The organism is Glaciibacter sp. 2TAF33, assembly GCF_052114945.1.
In the GTDB taxonomy this organism is placed as follows: Bacteria; Actinomycetota; Actinomycetes; order Actinomycetales; family Microbacteriaceae; genus Cryobacterium.
This window is the reverse complement of the sequence record NZ_JBFRFS010000007.1, coordinates 62868-83798: the sequence shown is the minus strand read 5'-3', so window position 1 is coordinate 83798 and position 20931 is coordinate 62868. Positions and strand designations below refer to the sequence as shown.

Genomic DNA, 20931 nt, shown 5'->3' with positions numbered 1-20931 from the left:
ACCTAGCCCAGCCCACTGCACCGATCGCGCGCCGCCGCCAGCCACAGCACCATCGCGGCCTTGGCCGGCGCGACCTGCTCGGGCGTCGACATCCGCTGGTGGGTCAGTGAAACGGATGTCTTCCCGCCGTTGGCCGGGTTGGACGTCACCAGCAGGGACTCACGCCCGTCGAGCTTCCACCGGGCGGTGGCGTACTTCGCCTCACGGTTCTCGCTGGCCGGCGCACCGAGCGCATCGGTGACGACGGCGACCACCGCGTCCAGCGCGCCCGGCTGGTCGGCCGACAGCGTGGCGGAGGTACTCACTTCGAAGGTCCCGTCGGCGCGCTGGCCCGGCAGGCGCATCCCGCGCGCCTGCTCGAATCCGACCGTGACGGTCTGGCACCACCACCGCGGCACCTGGTGTTCGGTGTACAGCCAGGCGGCGATCTGCGGGTGCGTCCAGGTCGTGGCGTCGGTGGCGTCGAGCAGGGCGAACCATTCGGCCCAGCCCTTCCCGGTTGCGTCGGTGAGGGCGTCGTCGCTCATACCGTCGGTGCGGCTGGTGACGGTCCTGGCTGCCATGACGCCCACGCTACCCGACCGGATCCGCTACTCAGAAGGCCAGGCGCGCGCGATCGCGAGGAAGTCGTCCACAGTGAGCTGCTCGCCGCGAGCCGTCGGGTCGACCCCGGCCGCTGTGATGACAGCGGATGCGCTGGTCGAGCCACCGAGGACCACCGAGAGTGATTGCCGCAGCATCTTCCGGCGCTGCTGGAACGCCGCGTCGACGAGGGCGAAGGTGGCCAGCCGCAGCTCCTCGGACTCCAGCGGCTGATCCCGGCGGTGGAAGCCGACGAGGATGGAATCGACGTTCGGCACCGGCCAGAACACCTGCCTGCTCACCTTTCCGACGGTGCGGAAGGCGCCGTACCAGGCCGCCTTGACGCTCGGGCTGCCGTAGACCTTGGAGCCGGGCGGCGCTGCGAGGCGTTCGCCGACTTCGGCCTGCACCATGACCACGCCGGCGCGGATGGAGTCGAAGTGCTCGAGCAGGTGCAGCAGCACCGGCACCGAGACGTTGTACGGCAGGTTTGCGACCAGCCGCGTGGGGGCGCCGGGCAGTTCGGTGATGCGCAGGGCGTCGGCACGGATGACGGTGAGCGGTGCCCCCGGCTGCATCAGTTCCACGGTCAGCGGCAACTGCTCGGCCAGCCGGTCGTCGATCTCCACGGCCACCACGCCGGCGCCGGTCTCCAGCAGGCCAAGGGTCAGCGAGCCGAGACCCGGGCCGACCTCGACGACGGTGTCGCCGGCGGCGACTTCGGCGGACCGGACGATGCGCCGCACGGTGTTGCCGTCGATGACGAAGTTCTGGCCGAGCTTCTTGGTCGGGTTGACCCCGAGCATCTCCGCCAGGTCGCGGATCTCGGCCGGCCCCAGGAGGGCGCTGGGTGCGGCCGGCGAGGGGGATGCGTGGCGGCCGTGCGCGGTGATCGGGGTCTCGACAGGCTCGGTCTCGACAGGCTCGGTCTCGACAGGCTCGACCACCGGGGGCTCGGTCTCGACAGGCTCGACCGCCGGGGGCTCGACGTCCGGGGAGTCGGGGCCGCTCATGCGACGCCGCCGTCCGGGCCCTCGCCCTGTCGCATGGCACCGTGCGGCGACGTCACCGGCTCCGCGTCCCATCGTCCGTAGACGAGTTCGGTGTTGGAGGAGATCTGGGCGGCGAGCACCGAGACATCCGTTTCGAGGAAGTCGGCCATCGCCCGCAAGGTGTTGGGCAGTTGGTACGGCGCGTTCGGCCGGCCGCGGAACGGCGCCGGGGTGAGGAACGGGGCGTCGGTCTCGACCAGCAACAGGTTGCGAGGCGCGACGGCGAGCGCCTCGCGCAGGTTGTGGGCGTTCTTGAAGGTCACGTTTCCGGCGAACGACATGTACCAGCCGTTCTTCGCGCAGATGAGAGCCATGTCGGCGTCGCCGGAGAAGCAGTGGAACACCGTGCGCTCGGGGGCGCCGACCCGGTGCAGGGTGGCGATGACCTCGGCATGGGCGTCGCGGTCGTGAATCTGGAGGGCCAGGTTGTTCTGCCTGGCGATCTCGATGTGCGCTTCGAACGAGCGGTACTGGGCGGGCCGCCCGTCTTCGTCGGTGCGGAAGAAGTCCAGGCCGGTTTCGCCGATGGCCACCACGCGGGGGCGGCCGGCGAGCTGGGCGATCTCGCGGAGCGCGTCATCGAGCGTGCCCGCGGCCTCGTAGCCCGGCACCTCATTGGGGTGGATGGCGACGGCCGCGAGCATCCGGGGCTCGAACGCGGCGGTCTCGGCCGACCAGCGGGAGGTCTCCAGGTCGCCACCGACCTGGATCACGCCGCGCACGCCGACGCTGGAGGCCCGGTCGAGTTGCTCGGCGACGCTGAGCGGGTCGTCGCCGTCGGCGATCTCCAGGTGGGTGTGGTTGTCGTAGACGCCGACCGTGAGGGGCTCCGGCAGCGGCGGGTAACTCAGGTCGCGGCCGTCGGTCTGCTCGCGCTTGCGGATCGCGCCGGCGTCGCCGGGCTCCGGGCCGTCGCTAGCCAACGGTCGCCTCGATGCGCGGGAACAGCGCCTCCAGCGGCGAGACGTGGGTTCCGCCGGTCCATTCCCAGGCCCGGTCGATGCGCTGGTCGGTGACGAGGCCGTCGCCGCCGAGGGCGGTCCACAGCTTCGCGGTGGCCTCTGGGACCACCGGGGACAGCAGCACGGCGAGGGTGCCCAGGCCGCGTACCGCGGTGTGCAGCACGGTCTCCAGGCGTTCCCGGTTAGCGGGATCCTTGGCCAGGCCCCACGGTTCCTGCACCGTGATGTACCCGTTGAGCTCGTCGACCAGTTCCCAGATCGCGGCGATCGCCTCGTGGATCGCGAGCCGGTCGATGGCCGCGCCAGCGGCATCCGTTGCGCGCTTCTCGGTCGCTCTGATCTGTTCGTCGGCCGGGGTGTTCGTGCCGGCGGCGGGGATCTCGCCGTCGCAGTAGCGGGTGACCATCGCGATCACCCGGGAGGCCAGGTTGCCGAAACCATTGGCCAGTTCGGACTGGTAGCGGGCGGAGAGGTCTTCCCAGGAGAAGGAGCCGTCCTGGCCGAAGCTGATCGCGCGCATGAAGTAATACCGGAACGCGTCGGAGCCGAAGGTGTCGGTGATCTGGTTGGGGGCGATGCCGGTGAGCTTGGACTTGGACATCTTCTCGCCACCGACGAGGAGCCAGCCGTGCCCGAAGACCTGCTTGGGCACCTCGATGCCGGCCGCCATCAGCATCGCCGGCCAGATCGCGGCGTGGAAGCGAAGGATGTCCTTGCCGATGATGTGCGTCGCCGGCCAGAGGCGGGCGAACTTCTCCTCGTCGTGGCCGTAGCCGGCGGCGGTGATGTAGTTGAGCAGGGCGTCGAACCAGACGTAGACGACGTGGCTTTCATCCCACGGCACCTTGATGCCCCAGTCGAAGCTGGACCGTGAGATCGACAGGTCGGCCAGGCCTTTCTTCACAAAGGAGACGACCTCGTTGCGGGCGGACTCGGGCTGCACGAAAAGCGGGTTCTCCTCGTAGAGCGCCAGCAGCTGGTCGGCGAAGGCGCTCATCCGGAAGAAGTAGTTCTTCTCGTGCAGCAGTTCGACCGGCTTGGAGTGGATGGCGCAGACCTGCTGGCCCTCGTACTCGCCGGTGCCGTCGACGAGGTCGCTGGGCTGCTTGTACTCCTCACACCCCACGCAGTAGTAGCCCTCGTATTCGCCGGTGTAGATGTGGCCGCGGTCGTGCAGGTGCTGCAGGAACTTGGCGGCGTTGACCTCGTGGCGGGGGTCGGTGGTGCGGATGAAGTCGTCGTTGGCGATGTTGACGGTGGACAGCAGCGGCTTCCACGCGGTCTCCACCAGGCGGTCTGCCCACTCCTTGGGAGTGGTGCCGTTGGCGAGCGCGGTGCGGAGGATCTTCTGGCCGTGCTCGTCAGTGCCGGTGAGCAGCCAGGCGTCGTCGCCGGCCTGCCGGTGCCAGCGGGCGAGTACGTCGGTGGCCACCTCCGTGTAGGCGTGCCCGATGTGCGGCACATCATTCACGTAGAAAATCGGCGTGGTGATGTAGAAAGAAGAGCCATCGGACATGCTGTACATCTTATTGGGACGAGCGGATGCCGATCGGCGCCTCACATGTAGCGGGTTCGTGACTCGGCCGACGGTGTCTCGTGCGTGGTGTGGTGGCGGTGACCGAACACCGGCGGCAGCACTTCGTGGGCGGGAGGGATCGGCGCGCGGTTCGGGTCGTCGCGGGTGGCTTCGGTTTCACGCATGTCGATGCCGTGCACCTTCTGCCTGGCGTACTCGACCGGGACCATGCTGAGCACGATCTTCCCGTGGGCGTGGCCGGCTTCGAGCTCCCGGTAGGCGTCCTGCACATTCGACAGCGGGTAGATCGCGGCGACCGGCATGACGATCTGCCGGTTGGCCACCAGGGCGGCGACCCGGGTCAGCGCCTGATTGTCGGCCGAGTCAAGGTTCGGCAGGACGTGGTCGCCGACGTGCTCAAGCTCCGTGTCGATGCCGTCGGGGGCGATCGCTGCCAGGCGTTCCTCAAGCCCCGGCCCGTATTCGACAGGAATCACTCCCCAGGAGCGCAGATAGTCGAAGCTGGCCGGGCTGGCCGTACCGATCACGGTGGCGCCGCGGAGCTTGGCGAGTTGCGCGGCGATGCTGCCGACGCCCCCGGCGGCCGCGTGCACGAGCACGGTCTTCCCGGGGCCGGGGTTGGCCGCCTGCACGGCGTCGACCGCGAGCGACGCCGCTACGTAGAGGCTCCCTGCCACCTCCCACGAAAGGTGTTCGGGTTTGCGAATCAGGTTGCCGGCCGGCACCACGACGTACCCGGATTGGGCTCCCTGCGTGATGTGCCCGAGAACGGAATCGTTCGGATTCCAGCCGGTGACGCCCGGCCCCACATCGGCGACAAAGCCGGCGAAGTCGCTTCCCTGTCCCACAGGGAAGCGAGCAGGTCGCTCGCTTGCGAAGCGGCCTTCCCGAATGCCGGTCTCGATTGGGTTCAGGCCAGCGGCCATGACCTCGACGACCACTTCGCCGGCGCCTGCGACGGGCTTGGCCACGTCGACCAGCTCGAGGACTTCAGGACCGCCATACCGGGAATACATCACTGCCTGCGCCATGACCCACCTCCGAGTCGCGCCTCTACGACCATTAACGCTGAGCCGCGCTCACTATTCCCCTTCCTGCCCCCGCGAGCCTGCAGTAGTTGGGTTTATTCGGGGCTCATAACCCCAACTACTGCGGGTTCGCGGAGGGGGCGGGGCGCGGGGTGGAGGGCTTGAGCTTGAGGGCGGCCTCGTAGAGGTCGCGCTTGCCGAGGCCCGTCGCCGCGGCGACGTCCGACGCCGCATCCTTCAAGCGGATGCCGCCCGCCACGAGCGCAAGCACCTCGGCGACGCCGGTGTCCAGGTCCACCACCCGGAGTTCAGCGCCGGCGACGATGACGACGATCTCGCCCTTCACTCCCCCGGCGGCCCACTCGGCCAGTTCGGTGGCCGTGCCGCGTTTGACCTCTTCATAGAATTTCGTGAGCTCGCGGCAGACCACGACCCGGCGATCCGCACCCAGCGTCGATGCGACATCCGCAAGCGACGCGGCCAGGCGGTTCGGCGACTCGAAGAACACCATGGTCCGACGCTCGCCGGCCAGCTCACGGAGGGCGCCGCGCCGGTCTCCGGGCTTGCGGGGCAGAAAGCCCTCGAACGTAAACCGGTCGGTGGGCAGTCCCGACACAGCCAGGGCGGTGAGGACGGCGCTCGGCCCGGGGAGCGCCGAGACCACCACGCCGGCGTTGATCGCGGCCTCGACCAGGTGGAAGCCCGGATCGGAGACGGTCGGCATCCCGGCGTCACTGAGCACCAGCAGGTTGGTGTCGCGGGCCAGCTCGACCAGTTCGGCGGCCTTGCCCCGCTCGTTGTGGTCGTGCAGGCTGATCAGTTGCGGCCGATTATCGATGCCGAGCGCCCTCAGCAGGTGCACGGTGACGCGGGTGTCCTCGGCGGCGATGACGGTGGCGGTGCCCAGCGCCTCGACCAGGCGCGCCGACGCATCCCCGAGGTTTCCAATCGGTGTCGCTGCCAGGATGATCATCCCCCCAGTCTCGCAGCCGGGGCCGGCTTCCCGCTCACTACGATGGTCTGGTGCTCGCTACTCGCCGCTGGGTCCGCTGGGCCGGGCCCCTCGCCGTTGTCGTGCTGGCGGCATGCGTGCGGCTCTGGAACCTCGGCTCGCCGCACACCCTCGTCTTCGACGAGACCTACTACGTCAAAGACGCGTGGACGCTGTTCCGCAACGGCTACGAGTCGGCGTGGCCCGACAAGCCCAACCCGCTGTTCGAGGCCGGGCAGACCAATATTTTCCTGAGCGACCCCTCATTCGTCGTGCACCCGCCGCTCGGCAAGTGGATGATCGCACTCGGCATGGCCGCGCTGGGCGCCGAGAACAGCTGGGGTTGGCGCGTTTCCACGGCACTCGTGGGTGTCCTCGCCGTCGTGCTGATCATGGTGATCGCGCGGAAGCTCTTCGGCTCGGCGCTGCTGGCCACGATCGCGGGATTCCTGATGGCCATCGACGGGCATGCCATCGTGATGTCCCGCGTGGCCCTGCTTGACAATTCGGTGATGTTCTTCGCCCTGCTCGGCTTCGGCGCCGTGCTGCTCGACCGGGACTGGCATGCGTCCCGGCTGGCGGCCTGGCTCGCCGCCCGCCGGGCGAGCGGGGATGATCCGGGCTGGGGGCCGACGCTGTGGTGGCGGCCCTGGCTGCTGGCGGCGGGCCTCGCCTTCGGCCTCTGCAGTTCGGTGAAGTGGTCGGGTTTCTACTTCCTCGCCGGTTTCGCCGTGTACGTCGTCGTCGTTGACGCCCTCGCCCGCCGCCGAGCGGGTGTTCCGTTCTGGATGAGCGCGGCCATCCTCAAGCAGGCGCCGGCGACGTTCCTCCTGATGGTCCCGATCGCCGCTGCCACGTTCCTGGCGTCGTGGACCGGCTGGTTCGTCACCGGCAACGGTTTCTATCGCGGCTGGGCGAACGAGCCCGGCGCCGCGTGGACCGGCCCGCTGGCCTGGGTGCCGCACACCCTGCAGAGCTTCTGGCACTACCAGGTGGCCATCTACAACTACCACGTCGGCGTCTCGACACCGCACCCCTACCAGGCGAACCCACTGACCTGGCTGCTGATGATCCGCCCGACCAGCATGTACTACCGCGGCACCGAACTCGGCCAGGGCGGCTGTGGATTCAACAGCTGCTCAGAGGCGATCACCTCGATCGGAAATCCGATCATCTGGTGGGCGGCCACAGCGGCCCTGCTGTACCTGGCCTACCGGCTCGCCCGCTACCGGGAATGGCAGGTCGGGCTGATCCTGATGGGCATCGCCGCCGGCTACCTGCCGTGGCTCCTGTACCTGCACCGCACCGTTTTCCAGTTCTACACGATCGCCTTCGAGCCCTACCTTCTGCTCGGGCTGACAGTGGTGATCGGGGTAATCCTCGGGCGGTGGGTGCCCGCCCGGCCGGTGACGACGATCGACACCGCACCGGATGCCGACGTCGACGCTGACACCGATTTCGATGCCGACGCCGACTTGGATGCCGTCGCCGACTGGACCGTTTCCGGTCTCCGGCTCAGCGGCACCCGGGTGGTGGTGATCTTCCTGGTTGTGGCCACGATCGTGAGCGCGTTCTTCTACCCGCTGTGGACGGGGATCCTGACGCCCTTCGCTTTCTGGCAACTGCATATTTGGCTTCCGAGCTGGCGATAGTGAGCTTGACATATTCCTTTTTCGGCATATGATCACTGGGAAACGCATGTGAATACACCCCGTTTCTTCAGTAACCGGCCGTAGTATGGCGAGCATCTGCTTCACGAGTAATTGCTCAATCCCTGGCTGAGAAGTCACACGGAAACTTCCGGAGGCTTCATGTCAGAAGTAATTTCTGCCGCCCCCACCGTTCGCATTGTCAAGACGCGTCGCGGCGGCGACACCAAGAACCCCACCACCGAGTATTCGGCCCTGCTGCACACCGTGCGCAACCTCGGCCTGCTCCGTCGGCGCACCGGGTTCTACTGGATGATGTTCGGCATCCTGACGCTCGCCACCGCCGGCGCCGTCACCGGCTTCATCCTGCTCGGCGAGAGCTGGTACCAGCTGCTCATCGCCGGGGCCCTCGGCATCATCCTCACCCAGTTCGCGTTCCTCGCCCATGAAGCCTCACACCGCCAGGTGTTCGAGTCGGGCAAGGCCAACGACGCCGCCGGCCGCGTGCTCGCCAACCTGTTCGTCGGCATCAGCTACTCCTGGTGGATGACCAAGCACAGCCGTCACCACGCCAACCCGAACGTCGTCGGCAAGGACCCCGACATCGACCCCGACGTCATCCGCTTCAACGAGAAGGACGCCTCCGAGGTCAACTGGATCACCTCGTTCATCACCCGGAAGCAGGGCTACCTGTTCTTCCCGCTGCTGACCCTCGAGGGCCTCAACCTGCACATGCACGGCTTCCGCACCGTGTTCGGCAAGGGCAAGGTCGACAAGCGCTGGCTCGAGATCACCATGCTGACCACGCGCATCGTGCTCTACGTCGCGGCGATCTTCTACTTCCTGCCGCTCGGCATGGCGTTCGCCTTCATCGGCGTGCAGCTGGCCGTGTTCGGCGTGTACATGGGCGCCTCGTTCGCCCCGAACCACAAAGGCATGCCGCAGCTGCCGCACGAGAGCAAGGTGGACTTCCTCCGCCGCCAGGTGCTCACCTCGCGCAACATCCGTGGCGGCACCGTCATGGACACCTTCATGGGGGGCCTCAACTACCAGGTCGAGCACCACCTGTTCCCGAACATGGCTCGCCCGCACCTGCGCAAGGCGCAGGAAGTCACCAAGGAATACTGCGAGACGAACAACATCCTCTACACCGAGACCGGGCTCCTGCAGTCCTACGGGATCGTCATCGACTACTTGAACAAGGTGGGCCTGGCCGCCCGCGACCCATTCGACTGCCCGATGACCCAGCGTTTCCGGGTACACACTTGATCTGAGCTTCAGTGAAGCGGATGCGTGGCCTTCTGGCCGCGCATCCGCTTGCGTTAAGAGCGCGCGCGTGCACCCGGGGGCAGCAGCGTGGCGCTTAGGCTGGACACCATGTGGCTGCCGGGCGTGAGCGTCGCGGCGGCGGCCGCGTTGGCGGCCTGGGGTATCCACGCGTTGTTCCCCGCGGTTCCGCTGCTCACCGCGGCGGTGGTGCTCGGCATCCTGGTGGCACAGCTCCCGGCCGCCCGCGCGGCGCTCACCGGCGTTTTGGCGTCTGGTCTCTCGGTGGCCTCCAAGCGGTTCATGCGGATCGGCATCGTACTGCTCGGGCTGAAGCTCAGCCTGGTCGACATCGCCGGGCTGGGCGCGGTGGCGATCGCCAGCACCGTGGCGATCGTGCTCCTCACTTTCGGGGGCACCTACTGGCTCGGCCGCTGGTTTCGCCTGCCGGGGCACCAGCCGCTCCTGATCGCAACCGGATTCTCGATCTGCGGCGCCTCGGCGATCGGCGCCATGAGCGGGGTGGTCAAGGCCAGGGACGAGGAAACCGCGACCCCGGTCGCGCTGGTCACCCTCTGCGGAACCCTCGCCATCGGAGTCTTGCCCGCGCTCTGGCATCCGCTGGGCCTGACCACCCTGCAGTTCGGTCACTGGGTCGGCGCCGGCGTCCACGATGTCGGGCAGGTGGTCGCGACCGCGCAGATCGCCGGCTCAGCCGCGTTGGCAGTCGCCGTCGTGGTCAAGCTCACTCGGGTGCTGATGCTGGCGCCGATCGTGTTCGGAGCATCCGTCGTCGAGCACCGGCGGAGCGCAGCCCGCCGGGTCGAGCGGGACCGGACCGGTCGCAACGGCCGCAACGGCCTGCTCGACCCTGACGCGGATGTCGTCACCAAGCGCCCGCCGATCGTTCCGCTGTTCGTGGCGGGATTCATTGTCGCTGTCGTGGTGCGCACCTCCCTTCCCGTACCTCCCGTTGTACTGCAGACCACCGACGCCGCGCAGACCGCGCTTCTGGCGATGGCACTGTTCGGGCTGGGCACGGCCGTGCGGCTCGGGGCGCTGCTGCGCACCGGTTGGCGCGCGCTCGTGGTCGGGCTGCTCTCATGGGTGCTCATTGCCGCGTTGGCTTTCGGCGCGGTTCAGCTCGCCTAGCGGCGGGACGGGACGGTCAGTGACTGCCGTCCACCAGCTTCAGCCCGACGATGCAGCCGACGAGTCCGAGGATGAGCAGCACTTTGATGAGCGAGGCCGGTTCACCGCCGAAGATCATGGCATAGGCCACCGTGAGCGCGGCGCCGATTCCGACCCAGACGGCGTACGCGGTTCCGGTCGGGATGTCGCGCATGGCGAAGGCGAGCCCGCCCATGCTGGCGATCAGCGCGACGCCGAAGACGACAGATGGCCACAGCTTCGTGAAGCCTTCGGATTTTCCGAGGGCGGTTGCCCAGACGGCCTCGAGCAGCCCGGACACAATGAGTACGATCCACGACATGAGTCACTCCCGTGGCCAGTCTTGTCGCGTTCCGGGTACTGATCCCTCGTCCGGGGCCGTGTGAGGCGGCCTACTGCAAGGGTACCGGTGCGTTCTGTGCAGGCGGTGGGCATCCGCTCAGGAGTCACTCGTGCGGAACACGCCACCCAAACGGCGCGGGGCACCCGCCCCGGCGGTAGCGCCGCGCCAATACGGGCGCGCCGGGCGCCGAAACGCGGGGCGCGCCACCCAAACGGCGGGCGGCGCCCGCCCCCGCGGTAGCACCGCGCCACGCCGGGGCCGCGCCAGAGCCGAGCGCAAGGCGTACCGCCGGGAGAGAGCCGTACCGCCCGGAGCCTGCCGTTACCGGCGGGTGAGCCAGCTTGGCGACCCGGCGCTGGGCGTGCGGGACAGCGCGAACAGCGCCTGGGCCGGACCGGCATCCGTCGCCAGGTCGGCCAGGATACGCCCGACGGCCGGCGTGAACTTGAACCCGTGGCCGCTGAAGCCGGCGCCGACCACGACCGGTCCGACCCGGTCGAGCACGAAGTTCTCGTCGGCGGTCGTGGTGTACGTGCAGCTGACCGGGGTGAGGGCGTCCGGGTCGGCGCCGGGCAGCCAGTCCCCCACGTAGCGTTGCAGGGCGGCCAGCTGAGCGGGCTCCGGCTGGAAGGTACGAGCGTCGGGGTCGGTAACCGGGCCGACACCGTGCCAGCCTGCCTTCACGCCCTGCCCCGGCGTGTACATGCCGTAGACGGGTGAATACCACCAGGAATAGCGCGGGTCGGCCGGGTCGAAGGAATGGTTGAAGCCCGGCCAGCCCGTGACGGCTTGCGCCGCGGCATCCGCGGACGGGTCGCGCAGCGCGAAGTGCGCAGGCTGCTCCTGGGTGACGACCAGGCGCGGCACCGGGAGCACGCCGGTCAGGAGCTTGCCGGTCCAGGCACCGACCGTGACCACGACCCGCTTGGCCTCCATCACCCCGGTCCCGGCCTCGTCCTCGGTGGTGAGGCGCACCCGGTCGTCACCGAGCACCTCGAGCCGCAGCACCCGCGCGCCGTGGCGAACCTCGGCCCCGGCCGCCGTCGCCGCGGCTTGCATGGCCGCCACCGACGCATCCGCATTCAACCGGCCGGCGTCCGGCGTGTACAGCACCCGACCGTCGAAGCGGATGCCCGGCCACCGCTCCCCCGCGAGCTCCGGGGTGACGAACGACGCCCCGAGCCCGGCTTCCAGCAGCGCCTCGGCGACGGCGTCGAACCCGGGGTTCGGACCGTGGTTGACGATGCCGACCTGGTACAGCAGCCGGGTGGCGGTCTCTGCTTCCAGGTCCCGCCAGAGTCGGAGCGACTCGGCGAGCATCGCCACGTAGGTGGGCTCGGAGTATGCGGTGTTGAAGTTCCGTGAGGCGCCATGCGAGGCGCCGTTGGCGTGGCCGGGCGCGAAACGCTCCAGCAGGGTGACGCTCAGGCCGCGCCGGGCCAGCTGCCAGGCCGTCGCCGAGCCCATTGCTCCGCCGCCGACAACCACCGTCTCCACCTGTTCCACCATGCGATCCATCCTGCCGCACCGACGGCATCCGCTCGCGCGTTGCGTGGTGTTACGCGGCGGCGCCCCGGGCACGACCGGGCACCGATAGCGTGGCTGTATGGCAGATCGCGAATATGGCTTCACCACGCGTGCAATTCACGCGGGCAACATCCCAGACCAGGTCACCGGGGCGCGGGCACTGCCGATCTACCAGTCGAGCGCGTTCGTCTTCGACGACACAGCGGATGCGGCCGCCCGCTTCGCCCTGCAGAAGTACGGGAACGTGTACTCGCGCCTGTCGAACCCCACCGTGGCCGCGTTCGAGGAGCGGATCGCGAGCCTCGAGGGCGGGCTCGGCGCCGTCGCCACCTCCAGCGGACTCTCCGCGCAGTACATCACCTTCGCCAGCCTCGCCGGGGCCGACGACCACATCGTCTCGAGCGCCCAGCTCTACGGTGGCTCGATCACCCAACTCGACGTGACGCTGCGCCGGTTCGGCGTCGACACCACCTTCGTGCAGAGCTCCGATCCGGCCGACTACGCCGCGGCGATCACCGACAAGACCAAGCTGCTCTTCGCCGAGACCGTGGCGAATCCGTCCGGCGAGGTCGCCGACATCGCCGGGCTCGCGGACGTGGCCCACGCCGCCGGCATCCCGCTGATCATCGATTCGACCATCGCCACGCCGTGGGGGAACCGCCCGTTCGAATGGGGCGCCGACGTGGTGATCCACTCGGCGACGAAGTTCCTCGGCGGTCACGGCACCACGCTCGGCGGCGTCGTCGTCGAGAGCGGCCGGTTCGACTGGCACAGCGACAAGTTCCCGCTGTTCGGCCAGCCCGTTCCGAGCTACGGCGGCCTGGAATGGTCGGGCAACTTCGGCGAGTACGCGTTCCTCACCCGGCTCCGCGCCGAGCAGTTGCGCGACATCGGGCCAACGCTGGCGCCGCATTCCGCGTTCCTGCTGGCGCAGGGCGTCGAGACCCTGCCGCTGCGGATGCGGGCGCACCTCGAGAACGCACGTGCCGTCGCCGAGTGGCTCGACGCAGACCCCCGGGTCGAGTACGTCAACTGGGCCGGGCTCCCCACCCACCAGCACTACGAGCGCGGCCTCAAGTACCTGCCGAAGGGCCCCGGTTCGGTGTTCACCTTCGGTGTGAAGGGCGGCCGTGACGCCGGTCGCACCTTCATCGAATCGGTCGACCTGGCCAGCCACCTCGCCAACATCGGCGACGCCAAGACGCTCGTGATCCACCCCGCCTCGACCACCCACGCCCAACTCACTGAGGAGCAGCTTGTCGCAGCGGGCGCCTTGCCCGGCCTGGTGCGGATTAGTGTTGGCATCGAAGACGTTGAAGACATCATCTACGATCTCGACCAGGCCCTCGACAAGGCCGCCGGAGGTGCGAAATGAGCGTGACTGACGTGCACGTGACAAACGCGGGAACGGATGCTGCGGCATCCGCTTCTGAGACCGTGCAGCTGGCCAACGGGCTCAGTTGCGACGTTCCCGCGGACTCGCCGCTCGCGAAGCTGCTGCGCACGCAGCGCACCTGGGTCGGCCCTGACGCCAAGGCGCGCCTGAAGCTGCTGCGCGAGGCGAAGTCGGTGGCGATCGTGGGCGCGTCGCCGAATCCGGCGCGCTCGAGCTACTTCGTCGGCACCTACCTGCAGCAGTCCAGCGACTACCGGGTGTACTTCGTGAACCCGAACGCCGACACCATCCTCGGCGAGAAGGCGTACCCCGACCTGGCGTCGCTGCCCGAGGTGCCGGACATCGTCGACGTGTTCCGCCGCGCCAGCGACATCCCGGCGGTGATCGACGATGTGGTGGCGATCGGTGCGCCCACTGTCTGGGTGCAACTGGGCATCTGGAACCAGGACGCGGCGGTCTACGGCGAATCGAAGGGCCTCACCGTGGTGATGGACCGGTGCATCAAGATCGAGCACGCCCGCTTCCACGGCGGGCTGCACCTCCTCGGCTTCGACACCGGGCAGATCACCGCGCGGAAGACCATTCGCTAGCCTCGCTTTCGCTCACCTCCCCCGCGAAAACGCACTTGTTGGGCTTATAAGCGCCTGATAACCCCAACAAGTGCAGGTTCGCGGGACGGGACCGCAGGATTCGCGCGGCTGGGGCAAGATAGCTGCGTATGCTTCGCCGTAGCATGGGGAACGTGACAGCATACGTCTCGGCTCTCGACCTGTTCTCGATCGGAATCGGTCCGTCCAGTTCCCACACGGTGGGTCCGATGCGGGCCGCCCTGGCGTTCGCCGAACACCTCGCCGACAGTGGTCGGCTGGCCGAGGTGCGACGGGTGAGCTGCTCGCTGTACGGGTCCCTCGGTTCCACGGGCCTCGGCCACGGCACCCCGGACGCGGTGCTGGCGGGACTCGCAGGCCTCCGGCCGGAGGCCTGCGACCCCGACGACGTGCGGGCCGCCTGGTCGGGACTCGCCGACGGCGCCACCCTCCTCCTTGCCGGCACCCACCGGATCCCGGTCAGCCGCGACGACGTCACGTTCGAGCCGCGCACCCGGCTGCCCGGCCACCCTAACGCCCTCACTCTCACCGCGTGGGGCGAGACGGATGCGCTCCCGCTGTTCGAAGAGACCTGGTACTCGATCGGTGGTGGCTTCATCCGCCGCGACGGAGACCCGGTCGTCGCGCCCACGCCCGCGGTCGCCCCGCCGATGCCGTACTCCTCGAGCGCGGAGATGCTGGCCCTCTGCGACATGACCGGCTTGGGCATTTGCGACATCGCCCGCGCCAACGAAGAAGCGGTCCACGGCGCTGAGGCCCTCGATGCCGGCCTCGACGCGATCTGGGACGCCATGCACTCCTGCGTGGACGCCGGCCTGCAGGGCGGCGGGATCCTGCCCGGCGGCCTTAAAGTCAAACGCCGTGCGGCGTCGATCCGGGCGCAGCTCGAGGAGTACGACAGCCTGCCGCTGCGGGAACGCGACACCTCCACCGAATGGCTGCACGCCTTCGCCCTGGCCGTCAACGAAGAGAACGCGTCAGGCGGGCGGGTCGTCACCGCTCCCACCAACGGCGCTGCCGGGATCATCCCCGCGGTCGGCCACTACTACCTGCGCTTCGTCCCCGGGGCTGATGCCGCGGGCATCCGCCGATACCTGCTCACCGCCGCGGCAATCGGTTCCCTGGTCAAGGCCAACGCCTCGATCTCCGGTGCGGAGGGGGGCTGCCAGGCCGAGGTCGGGTCGGCCTGCGCGATGGCGTCCGGCGCCCTGTGCGCCGTCCTCGGCGGCACTCCGCGGCAGGTGGAGAACGCGGCGGAGATCGCGATGGAACACCATCTTGGGCTCACCTGCGACCCGGTCGGCGGATTGGTGCAGGTGCCGTGCATCGAGCGGAACGCGATTGCCTCGTCGACGGCGGTGTCGGCGGCCCGGCTCGCGCTGCACGGCGACGGCACCCACCTGGTCTCGCTCGACGCCGTGATCGAGACGATGCGGCAGACCGGCATCGACATGATGACGAAGTACAAGGAAACCAGCGAAGGCGGCCTGGCGGTCAACGTCATCGAGTGCTGAGTGCGGCTGGCGGGCGACGGATGCCGGCAGGTGCGGTCCCGGAGTTCGTCCCCTAAGCTGGCGACGGTCTGCGCCAGTGCGCGTCCATGTCGCGTCTCATCATGTCGCGTCTCATCATGAGGACTGTTCGGGGGAACCATCATCGTTGCATCTGGATTCATGCGCCACGGCCTGGCTGTTGCCGTGGCATCCGCTTGTGTCGTGGGGTTGGTGGGGTGCGCCGGCGCGCCATCCCCGGTCGTGACGGTCACGGTCTCGCCGGCACCCACAGCGACGCCGACGCCGACGCCCACGCCGACCCCGACGCCCGCACCCACACCGCCGCCGCAGGCTGAGGAGCCGCCGCTGGTGCCGAACCCCCCGGTCGGTCAAGTGGTTCCGAACGCACCCGCACCGCTCGTGGAACCCGGACCCGCCACCGACCTCGGCTCGACCGTGGGCGCCAGGGGCAGCACCACCAGCGCCGGAGGCAACCTGATGACCTACACCGTCGTCGAAGGCGACACGTTCTTCGACATCGCGCAACGGTTCGACGTTCCGGTGCAGCAGTTCCTGCACATGAATCCCTCCGTGCCCGGGCTCGGCGAGGACATCTACATCAACCAGGTCATCAACCTGGACTGGACCACCAAGCGCTAGCCCGGGGGTTCCCGCAGTGCCGCCCGCGCCAACGCTCAGTGGTTCGCAGGCGTGCCCCTCAGTGGTTCGCCGGCGAGCGGGCCAGGAACACAGCCTCGGTACGCGACGACGCCCCGAGTTTCCGCAGGATCGCCGACACGTGCACGCTCGCGGTCTTCGCACTGATGAAAAGTTGCTCGCCGATCTGCCGATTGCTCAGCCCCTGCGCGATCAGTTCGAGTACCTGGCGTTCGCGGGTGGTGAGATCCGGCGCTTCGGCGGTGCGACGGTGCGCCGCCGCACCGCCCTCGAGCACCAGGCCGGCCCGGGACGCCACCCGCGCCAGCGCGTGCGTCACCAGTCCGGCCCCGATCTCGGTCGCCTGAACGGATGCCGCCCGCAGGGTCTCCAGCGCCGCCTGGCGTTCCCCCACCTCGATCTGCGCGATGCCGAGCCGGAGCTGGGCGTAAGGCAGAAGGTAGACCGGCGACGCGGACCGGCGGATCTCGTCCACGGCCTCCTGCCAGGCGGTGGGGTCGGTTCCGGTGCCGCGTGGACCGCCGAGCTCCGCCTCGAACAGCCCATTCCAGAGCGGGAACGTCGGCCAGAACGAGTCGTGGGCGAGCACCTCCCGAAGCTGCCGTTCAGCGAGGTCGAAATCGGACGCGGAACTCGACCCGGAGCCGGGTTCCGCCCGAGTGCCCTGGTCGGCCCGGGTGCCCGGTTCGGCCAGGCCGACGTCGCCGGCCTCCGCCGCCCGGCGGGCCGCCAACACACGGGCTGCAAGTGCGGCCAGCGGCAGGTCGTAGCCCGGGAGCTGCCGGGACTCCGGAGACAGGAGAACGCTGGCCTCCGCCCACGCCCGGTCGAGGTCACCGCAGGCGAGGGCGATTTCTCCGGCCATCTGCGCGGTGCCGAGACGCGTCTGCATTTCGACCTCGGAGAGGTTGGACATCATCGACCGCACAGCGCGCAATTGCTGCGCAGCGGCCTCTGAGTCGCCCCGCCAGAGGATCGAACGCAGCCGGGCGCGGTGCATGTACACCGCGAAAGCCAGCGGCGGGTCCAGATCGAGGCCGCGTTGAATCAATGTGTCGGCGCGGTCCCACTCGCCCAACGCGAACAGCGGGTCGACGGCGTTGGACGCGAGAATGACGCCGGAGCTGCGCTCGAGACCGAGTTCCCGCGCACGCACGAGCCCGCGCTCCGCCACTGTCACCGCCTCGCGGTAGCGGCCCAGCAGGTGGAGCATGTCCGAATAGTTCACCCGATAGCGGAGCAACGCCGAACCGTCACCCTCCGCCAGTTGCCGGGCGCGTTCCAGCTGCGCCATGCCGTGATCAACCTGGCCGCGGTTGATGGAGGCAATCCCGATCATGTTCGCGGCCACAGACGAGTACCGTGCGGAGCCCACCCGCTGGGCCTCGGCCAGTCCCTCCTCGCCGAACGCGATTGCTTCCGCCGGGCGTGCCTCGATCATGAATCGGGCGGCCAGGCCGGTGAGGATCGTTGAGCGAAGGTCACCGGGCGAGCCCTCAGGAACGAGGGCGAGTGCCTCCTTCAGGAGTTCGATCGAACCCAGCGAGCCGGAGGTGGCGAGGTAGTAGGCCTTGTCGCGGAGAAGCCGCGCGTAGCGGAAGCCGTCATCGGGTGGGCACTCCGCCAGCGCCTGGTTGACCATGGCGAGCGACCGCTCACCTTTGCCCGCGTTCCGGAGCGCGGAGGCGGTCTGGCCCATCAGGTCGATTTTGGTGCGCGTGGCGACGTGGTCGGGATGCGGCACCTGGTCCCAGAGTTCCAGCGCCCGCTCGCCCATTTGCGCGGCGGTGCTGTACGCATACGACGCCTTCGCCTCGGCCATCGCCGTCAGCGACGCAGGAAAGGCCCGGCTCACATTGTGGGCTGCGGTCCAGTGGTATGCGATCTCGACGGCCACCCGCCGGTCCTGTGGAAGCGCTTCGAGCGCCTCGGCGAAGCGGGTGTGGAACCGAGTGCGCTCACCCGGGAGCAGGTCAGCCTGGATCGCCTCCCGCACCAGCGCGTGCCGGAATGCGTAACTGTCCACGTCGGCCACCAGCACGTTCGCGAGCACAGCCTCGCGGGCGCCCACATCCAGGGCGTCGGCGTCTCCCTCGAACACCACGCTGAGAAGGTCGTGCCGCACGCGGACTCCGCCGGCGGAGATGAGCCGCAACAGGTGCTGGGTGGGCGGGCTCAACCGTTCGTAGCGGGCCAGAAGCAACTCCCGGAGGGTCTCGGGAAGCACCCCGCCGTCGTCGCAGTCGTCAATGCCAAGCAACTCCTCCACGAAGAACGGCACACCTTCGCTGCGCTCGAATACGCTCTCGAACGCCTCGGCGCCGGGCGGCGAACCGAGAATCGCCTGCGCCTGTCGCAGCACCTGGGCGCGAGTCAGCCGGCCCAGCTCGGAGCGCACGATGCGCCGGCTGCGTTCGAGTTCGCTGAGGAACCCGCGCAACGGGTGCCCTCGGGGCACGTCGTCGCTGCGGTAGCTCAGCACGAACATCATGCGACCCCGGGTGACGACCTTCAGCAGGAATCGCAACAGGTTGAGGGTGGCGCCGTCTGCCCAGTGCAGGTCTTCGATCACGACCAGGAGCGGTGTCTGCCGGGAGAAGTTTTCCAGGAGCACCGCCACCACCTCATGGAGGTGGTTGAGGCCGGTCTCCTGCACCGGTGTTCCCGCGGCCGGCTCAGGAAATCCGGTTGCCTCGCTCAGCGCCGCCTCTTTCAACGCCGCCTCTTTCAACGCCGCCTCTTTCAACTCAGGAAGCAGCGCCCACAACGCCGCGCGGCCGGGACCGGCCGCCCGATTGACTGCTTCCGCGCCCATGACTGAAACCAAGTCGCGAAGCACGCCCATGATCGGCGCGTACGGCGCTCCGACCGTCCCCAGGTCGACGCATTGACCGACCAGGGCGAGCACCCGGTCACGGGTCTCGGCTTGAAATTCCTCGAGCAGGCGCGACTTGCCGATACCGGCCTCGCCCGCGATGACAACGCACCGCTGAATCCCGAGCAGGCTGTCAGCGAGCACGGCGTGGAGGTCGGCCAGGTCGCTTTCACGGCCGATCATTGCTGCGCTCGACGCGGATGATTTCACTACTTCATCGTCCCACGGGCCACCGACAATGACCCCATGGGATCCCACGCCGCGACCGCCGCCGGCTGCTGCCCGAACCGGTGTGACCGGGTGGCTCAGCGGCGGCCGGCTCACCGCTGAGCGGGCTCCTGCTCGGCGCCATCCCGGGACCCGGCCAGCAGGGACCGGAGCCGCGCGACCTGGCCGGCCCACGGCATCCGCCCTGCGTGCCCGTCGCGTGACCGGCGATCAGCGTGGGAGACGTCCGTGGCGGGCGCGATCGCCGTCGCCCGCGTCGCAGCCCGCCACTCGTCGGCTCGCTCCCGCGCGATCCGACGGCGTTCCAGGTCACGCTCGAACTCGCGCTCGGTCTGCTGCTGAATGATGCTGACTACATAGTCCGTCGTGTACTGCATGATGTCCTTCTCCTGTGAACCTTCGATGTCTCCATCGTGGTTTCTAAGGAGGGGCGGCAGCATGGGGCCAATGCCCTATTTATCGGACGGGAACGGCTTAGGTGCGCCCGAATTCGCGGTGCACCTGCTCGATGATCTCGACCACGCGCAGTGAGTCGCGAGGGTCGACCGGCAGGTCGGCGCCGCGCAGGATCGCGTCCGCCAGGCCGGAGTAGAACCTGTCGTAGCTCCCGCGTTCGGCGGGAACCGGCGTGAGCGAGCCGTCGATTCCAAGGTTCCCCCACGCGGATTCGGGTTCGACACCATAGTCCGGGTCGCTCGGCAGGGCGCCCCCGGCCAAGGCCGCCTCCTGCCCGTCAAACCCCCACTTGGTGTAGGCGGAGTCCGAGCCGAGCACCCGGAACCGCGGCCCTGGCTGGGCGGCAAGGGTGTTCATCCACAGGTGCGAGCGCACGCCCGAGGCGTGGCGGAGCGCCACGAACACGTCATCGTCGGCGCCGCCGCCTGATCGCCGGGTCTCGACCTCGGCATCCAGGCTCTCGACCGGGCCGAACAGCTGCAGGGCCTGGTCGATCAGGTGGGCCCCGAAGTCGAACAGCGTTCCTCCGGCTTCGGCGACCGTCGCCTCGGCCTTCCAGGCCTTGGTCTGCACCGGCTTCCACACCTCGAACCGGGATTCGAAGCGGCGCACGTCGCCTAGGGCGCCATCGCCGATCAGTTTCCGCAGGGTGAGGAAGTCGGCGTCCCATCGGCGGTTCTGGAAGACGGTCAGCGGCAGGCGCATCCGCTCTGCCTTCTCGATCAACGCACGCGCGGCGTCCGCCGTGGCGGCGAAGGGCTTGTCCACCACGACGGCCACGCCTGCATCGAGGGCGGCGTCGGCGAGGTCGGCGTGGCTCACCGGCGGAGTCGCGACGATGACGAGGTCGAGGTCGGAGGCCGCGGCGAGCAGGTCCTCGGCCGTCGCCACCACGCGCGCGCCCGGGTGCTGGGCGGCGGCCTGCCCCTGTCGGTCGGGGTTCCCGGTGGCGATCACGTCGAGCGAGTAGTCGGGATCGGCCGCGAGGAACGGCGCGTGGAATACCCGGCCGGCCAGGCCGAAACCGATCAGGCCGGTGCGGATCGGGGACTGGGTAGTTGACTCACTCATCCACTCACTTTATCCGCCG

General features: G+C 68.9%; 18 protein-coding genes and 1 riboswitch. Of the genes, 7 read left to right on the top strand and 11 right to left on the bottom strand.

Annotation, left to right across the window (positions count from 1 at the left end; all coding sequences use genetic code 11):
* Positions 1 to 2: 2 nt before the first annotated feature.
* The 6 genes from AB4Y94_RS08605 to rsmI form a co-directional block, all read right to left on the bottom strand.
* Entirely contained in the window at positions 3 to 563 is a 561-nt protein-coding gene (locus AB4Y94_RS08605; protein ID WP_441727319.1) for a DUF4287 domain-containing protein, read from the bottom strand.
* Between the two features lie 27 nt (positions 564 to 590).
* Positions 591 to 1388 carry a 16S rRNA (adenine(1518)-N(6)/adenine(1519)-N(6))-dimethyltransferase RsmA gene (rsmA, locus tag AB4Y94_RS08600; protein WP_441727446.1) on the bottom strand — a complete coding sequence of 266 codons (798 nt, stop codon included), beginning with the start codon at positions 1386 to 1388 and terminating at the stop codon, positions 591 to 593.
* 203 nt (positions 1389 to 1591) lie between these two features.
* Entirely contained in the window at positions 1592 to 2557 is a 966-nt protein-coding gene (locus tag AB4Y94_RS08595; protein WP_441727318.1) for a TatD family hydrolase, read from the bottom strand.
* Positions 2550 to 4112 (bottom strand): methionine--tRNA ligase, encoded by a 1563-nt coding sequence (gene metG / locus AB4Y94_RS08590; protein WP_441727317.1) that lies wholly within the window; start codon positions 4110 to 4112, stop codon positions 2550 to 2552. Before metG ends, AB4Y94_RS08595 begins: the two co-directional genes overlap by 8 nt.
* 41 nt (positions 4113 to 4153) lie before the next feature.
* Positions 4154 to 5164, bottom strand: a complete 1011-nt coding sequence (locus AB4Y94_RS08585) for an NADP-dependent oxidoreductase (RefSeq protein ID WP_441727316.1) — start codon at positions 5162 to 5164, stop codon at positions 4154 to 4156.
* Positions 5165 to 5279: 115 nt separating this feature from the next.
* Positions 5280 to 6134, bottom strand: a complete 855-nt coding sequence (gene rsmI, locus AB4Y94_RS08580; RefSeq protein ID WP_441727315.1) for a 16S rRNA (cytidine(1402)-2'-O)-methyltransferase — start codon at positions 6132 to 6134, stop codon at positions 5280 to 5282.
* Between the two features lie 50 nt (positions 6135 to 6184).
* On the opposite strand from rsmI, the gene AB4Y94_RS08575 reads away from it, so the two are divergent.
* The 3 genes from AB4Y94_RS08575 (at position 6185) to AB4Y94_RS08565 (ending at position 10219) form a co-directional block, all read left to right on the top strand.
* Positions 6185 to 7804, top strand: coding sequence for a dolichyl-phosphate-mannose--protein mannosyltransferase (locus AB4Y94_RS08575; RefSeq protein WP_441727314.1), 1620 nt, complete (start codon positions 6185 to 6187; stop codon positions 7802 to 7804).
* A gap of 159 nt (positions 7805 to 7963) precedes the next feature.
* Positions 7964 to 9070 (top strand): fatty acid desaturase family protein, encoded by a 1107-nt coding sequence (locus tag AB4Y94_RS08570; protein WP_441727313.1) that lies wholly within the window; start codon positions 7964 to 7966, stop codon positions 9068 to 9070.
* Positions 9071 to 9178: 108 nt separating this feature from the next.
* A complete protein-coding gene (locus tag AB4Y94_RS08565; RefSeq protein WP_441727312.1) occupies positions 9179 to 10219 on the top strand; it encodes a YeiH family protein in 1041 nt (346 codons plus the stop codon).
* 16 nt (positions 10220 to 10235) lie between these two features.
* Here the strand turns inward: AB4Y94_RS08565 and AB4Y94_RS08560 are convergent, their stop codons facing one another.
* Both AB4Y94_RS08560 and AB4Y94_RS08555 read right to left on the bottom strand, forming a co-directional pair.
* The gene (locus tag AB4Y94_RS08560; protein WP_441727311.1) at positions 10236 to 10559 is read right to left on the bottom strand and encodes a DMT family transporter; all 324 of its coding nucleotides are present in this window, start codon (positions 10557 to 10559) and stop codon (positions 10236 to 10238) included.
* A gap of 10 nt (positions 10560 to 10569) precedes the next feature.
* Positions 10570 to 10634, bottom strand: a riboswitch (guanidine-III (ykkC-III) riboswitch).
* Between the two features lie 267 nt (positions 10635 to 10901).
* Positions 10902 to 12089, bottom strand: coding sequence for an FAD-dependent oxidoreductase (locus AB4Y94_RS08555; protein WP_441727310.1), 1188 nt, complete (start codon positions 12087 to 12089; stop codon positions 10902 to 10904).
* Between the two features lie 97 nt (positions 12090 to 12186).
* Here AB4Y94_RS08555 and AB4Y94_RS08550 point away from each other — a divergent pair, with 97 nt between their 5' ends.
* The 4 genes from AB4Y94_RS08550 (at position 12187) to AB4Y94_RS08535 (ending at position 16264) form a co-directional block, all read left to right on the top strand.
* Positions 12187 to 13482 (top strand): O-acetylhomoserine aminocarboxypropyltransferase/cysteine synthase family protein, encoded by a 1296-nt coding sequence (locus AB4Y94_RS08550; RefSeq protein WP_441727309.1) that lies wholly within the window; start codon positions 12187 to 12189, stop codon positions 13480 to 13482.
* A complete protein-coding gene (locus AB4Y94_RS08545) occupies positions 13479 to 14093 on the top strand; it encodes a CoA-binding protein (RefSeq protein ID WP_441727308.1) in 615 nt (204 codons plus the stop codon). Before AB4Y94_RS08550 ends, AB4Y94_RS08545 begins: the two co-directional genes overlap by 4 nt.
* Positions 14094 to 14245: 152 nt before the next feature.
* Positions 14246 to 15625 carry an L-serine ammonia-lyase gene (locus AB4Y94_RS08540; RefSeq protein WP_441727307.1) on the top strand — a complete coding sequence of 460 codons (1380 nt, stop codon included), beginning with the start codon at positions 14246 to 14248 and terminating at the stop codon, positions 15623 to 15625.
* A gap of 348 nt (positions 15626 to 15973) precedes the next feature.
* A complete protein-coding gene (locus tag AB4Y94_RS08535) occupies positions 15974 to 16264 on the top strand; it encodes a LysM peptidoglycan-binding domain-containing protein (protein WP_441727306.1) in 291 nt (96 codons plus the stop codon).
* Positions 16265 to 16322: 58 nt separating this feature from the next.
* Here the strand turns inward: AB4Y94_RS08535 and AB4Y94_RS08530 are convergent, their stop codons facing one another.
* The 3 genes from AB4Y94_RS08530 to AB4Y94_RS08520 form a co-directional block, all read right to left on the bottom strand.
* Complete coding sequence (locus tag AB4Y94_RS08530) at positions 16323 to 19367, bottom strand: helix-turn-helix transcriptional regulator (RefSeq protein WP_441727305.1); 3045 nt, start codon at positions 19365 to 19367, stop codon at positions 16323 to 16325.
* 110 nt (positions 19368 to 19477) lie between these two features.
* On the bottom strand, positions 19478 to 19762 hold the full coding sequence (locus tag AB4Y94_RS08525) for a hypothetical protein (protein WP_441727304.1): 285 nt from the start codon (positions 19760 to 19762) through the stop codon (positions 19478 to 19480).
* A gap of 97 nt (positions 19763 to 19859) precedes the next feature.
* On the bottom strand, positions 19860 to 20912 hold the full coding sequence (locus AB4Y94_RS08520) for a Gfo/Idh/MocA family protein (RefSeq protein ID WP_441727303.1): 1053 nt from the start codon (positions 20910 to 20912) through the stop codon (positions 19860 to 19862).
* Positions 20913 to 20931: the final 19 nt, after the last annotated feature.

Coding starts and splice junctions, on each gene's coding strand:
- AB4Y94_RS08605 (WP_441727319.1), bottom strand. CDS start 563: ATGGCAGCCAGGACCGTCACCAGCCGCACCGACGGTATGAGCGACGAC.
- rsmA (WP_441727446.1), bottom strand. CDS start 1,388: ATGCTCGGGGTCAACCCGACCAAGAAGCTCGGCCAGAACTTCGTCATC.
- metG (WP_441727317.1), bottom strand. CDS start 4,112: ATGTCCGATGGCTCTTCTTTCTACATCACCACGCCGATTTTCTACGTG.
- AB4Y94_RS08585 (WP_441727316.1), bottom strand. CDS start 5,164: ATGGCGCAGGCAGTGATGTATTCCCGGTATGGCGGTCCTGAAGTCCTC.
- rsmI (WP_441727315.1), bottom strand. CDS start 6,134: ATGATCATCCTGGCAGCGACACCGATTGGAAACCTCGGGGATGCGTCG.
- AB4Y94_RS08570 (WP_441727313.1), top strand. CDS start 7,964: ATGTCAGAAGTAATTTCTGCCGCCCCCACCGTTCGCATTGTCAAGACG.
- AB4Y94_RS08565 (WP_441727312.1), top strand. CDS start 9,179: ATGTGGCTGCCGGGCGTGAGCGTCGCGGCGGCGGCCGCGTTGGCGGCC.
- AB4Y94_RS08560 (WP_441727311.1), bottom strand. CDS start 10,559: ATGTCGTGGATCGTACTCATTGTGTCCGGGCTGCTCGAGGCCGTCTGG.
- AB4Y94_RS08555 (WP_441727310.1), bottom strand. CDS start 12,089: ATGGTGGAACAGGTGGAGACGGTGGTTGTCGGCGGCGGAGCAATGGGC.
- AB4Y94_RS08550 (WP_441727309.1), top strand. CDS start 12,187: ATGGCAGATCGCGAATATGGCTTCACCACGCGTGCAATTCACGCGGGC.
- AB4Y94_RS08545 (WP_441727308.1), top strand. CDS start 13,479: ATGAGCGTGACTGACGTGCACGTGACAAACGCGGGAACGGATGCTGCG.
- AB4Y94_RS08525 (WP_441727304.1), bottom strand. CDS start 19,762: ATGCAGTACACGACGGACTATGTAGTCAGCATCATTCAGCAGCAGACC.
- AB4Y94_RS08520 (WP_441727303.1), bottom strand. CDS start 20,912: ATGAGTGAGTCAACTACCCAGTCCCCGATCCGCACCGGCCTGATCGGT.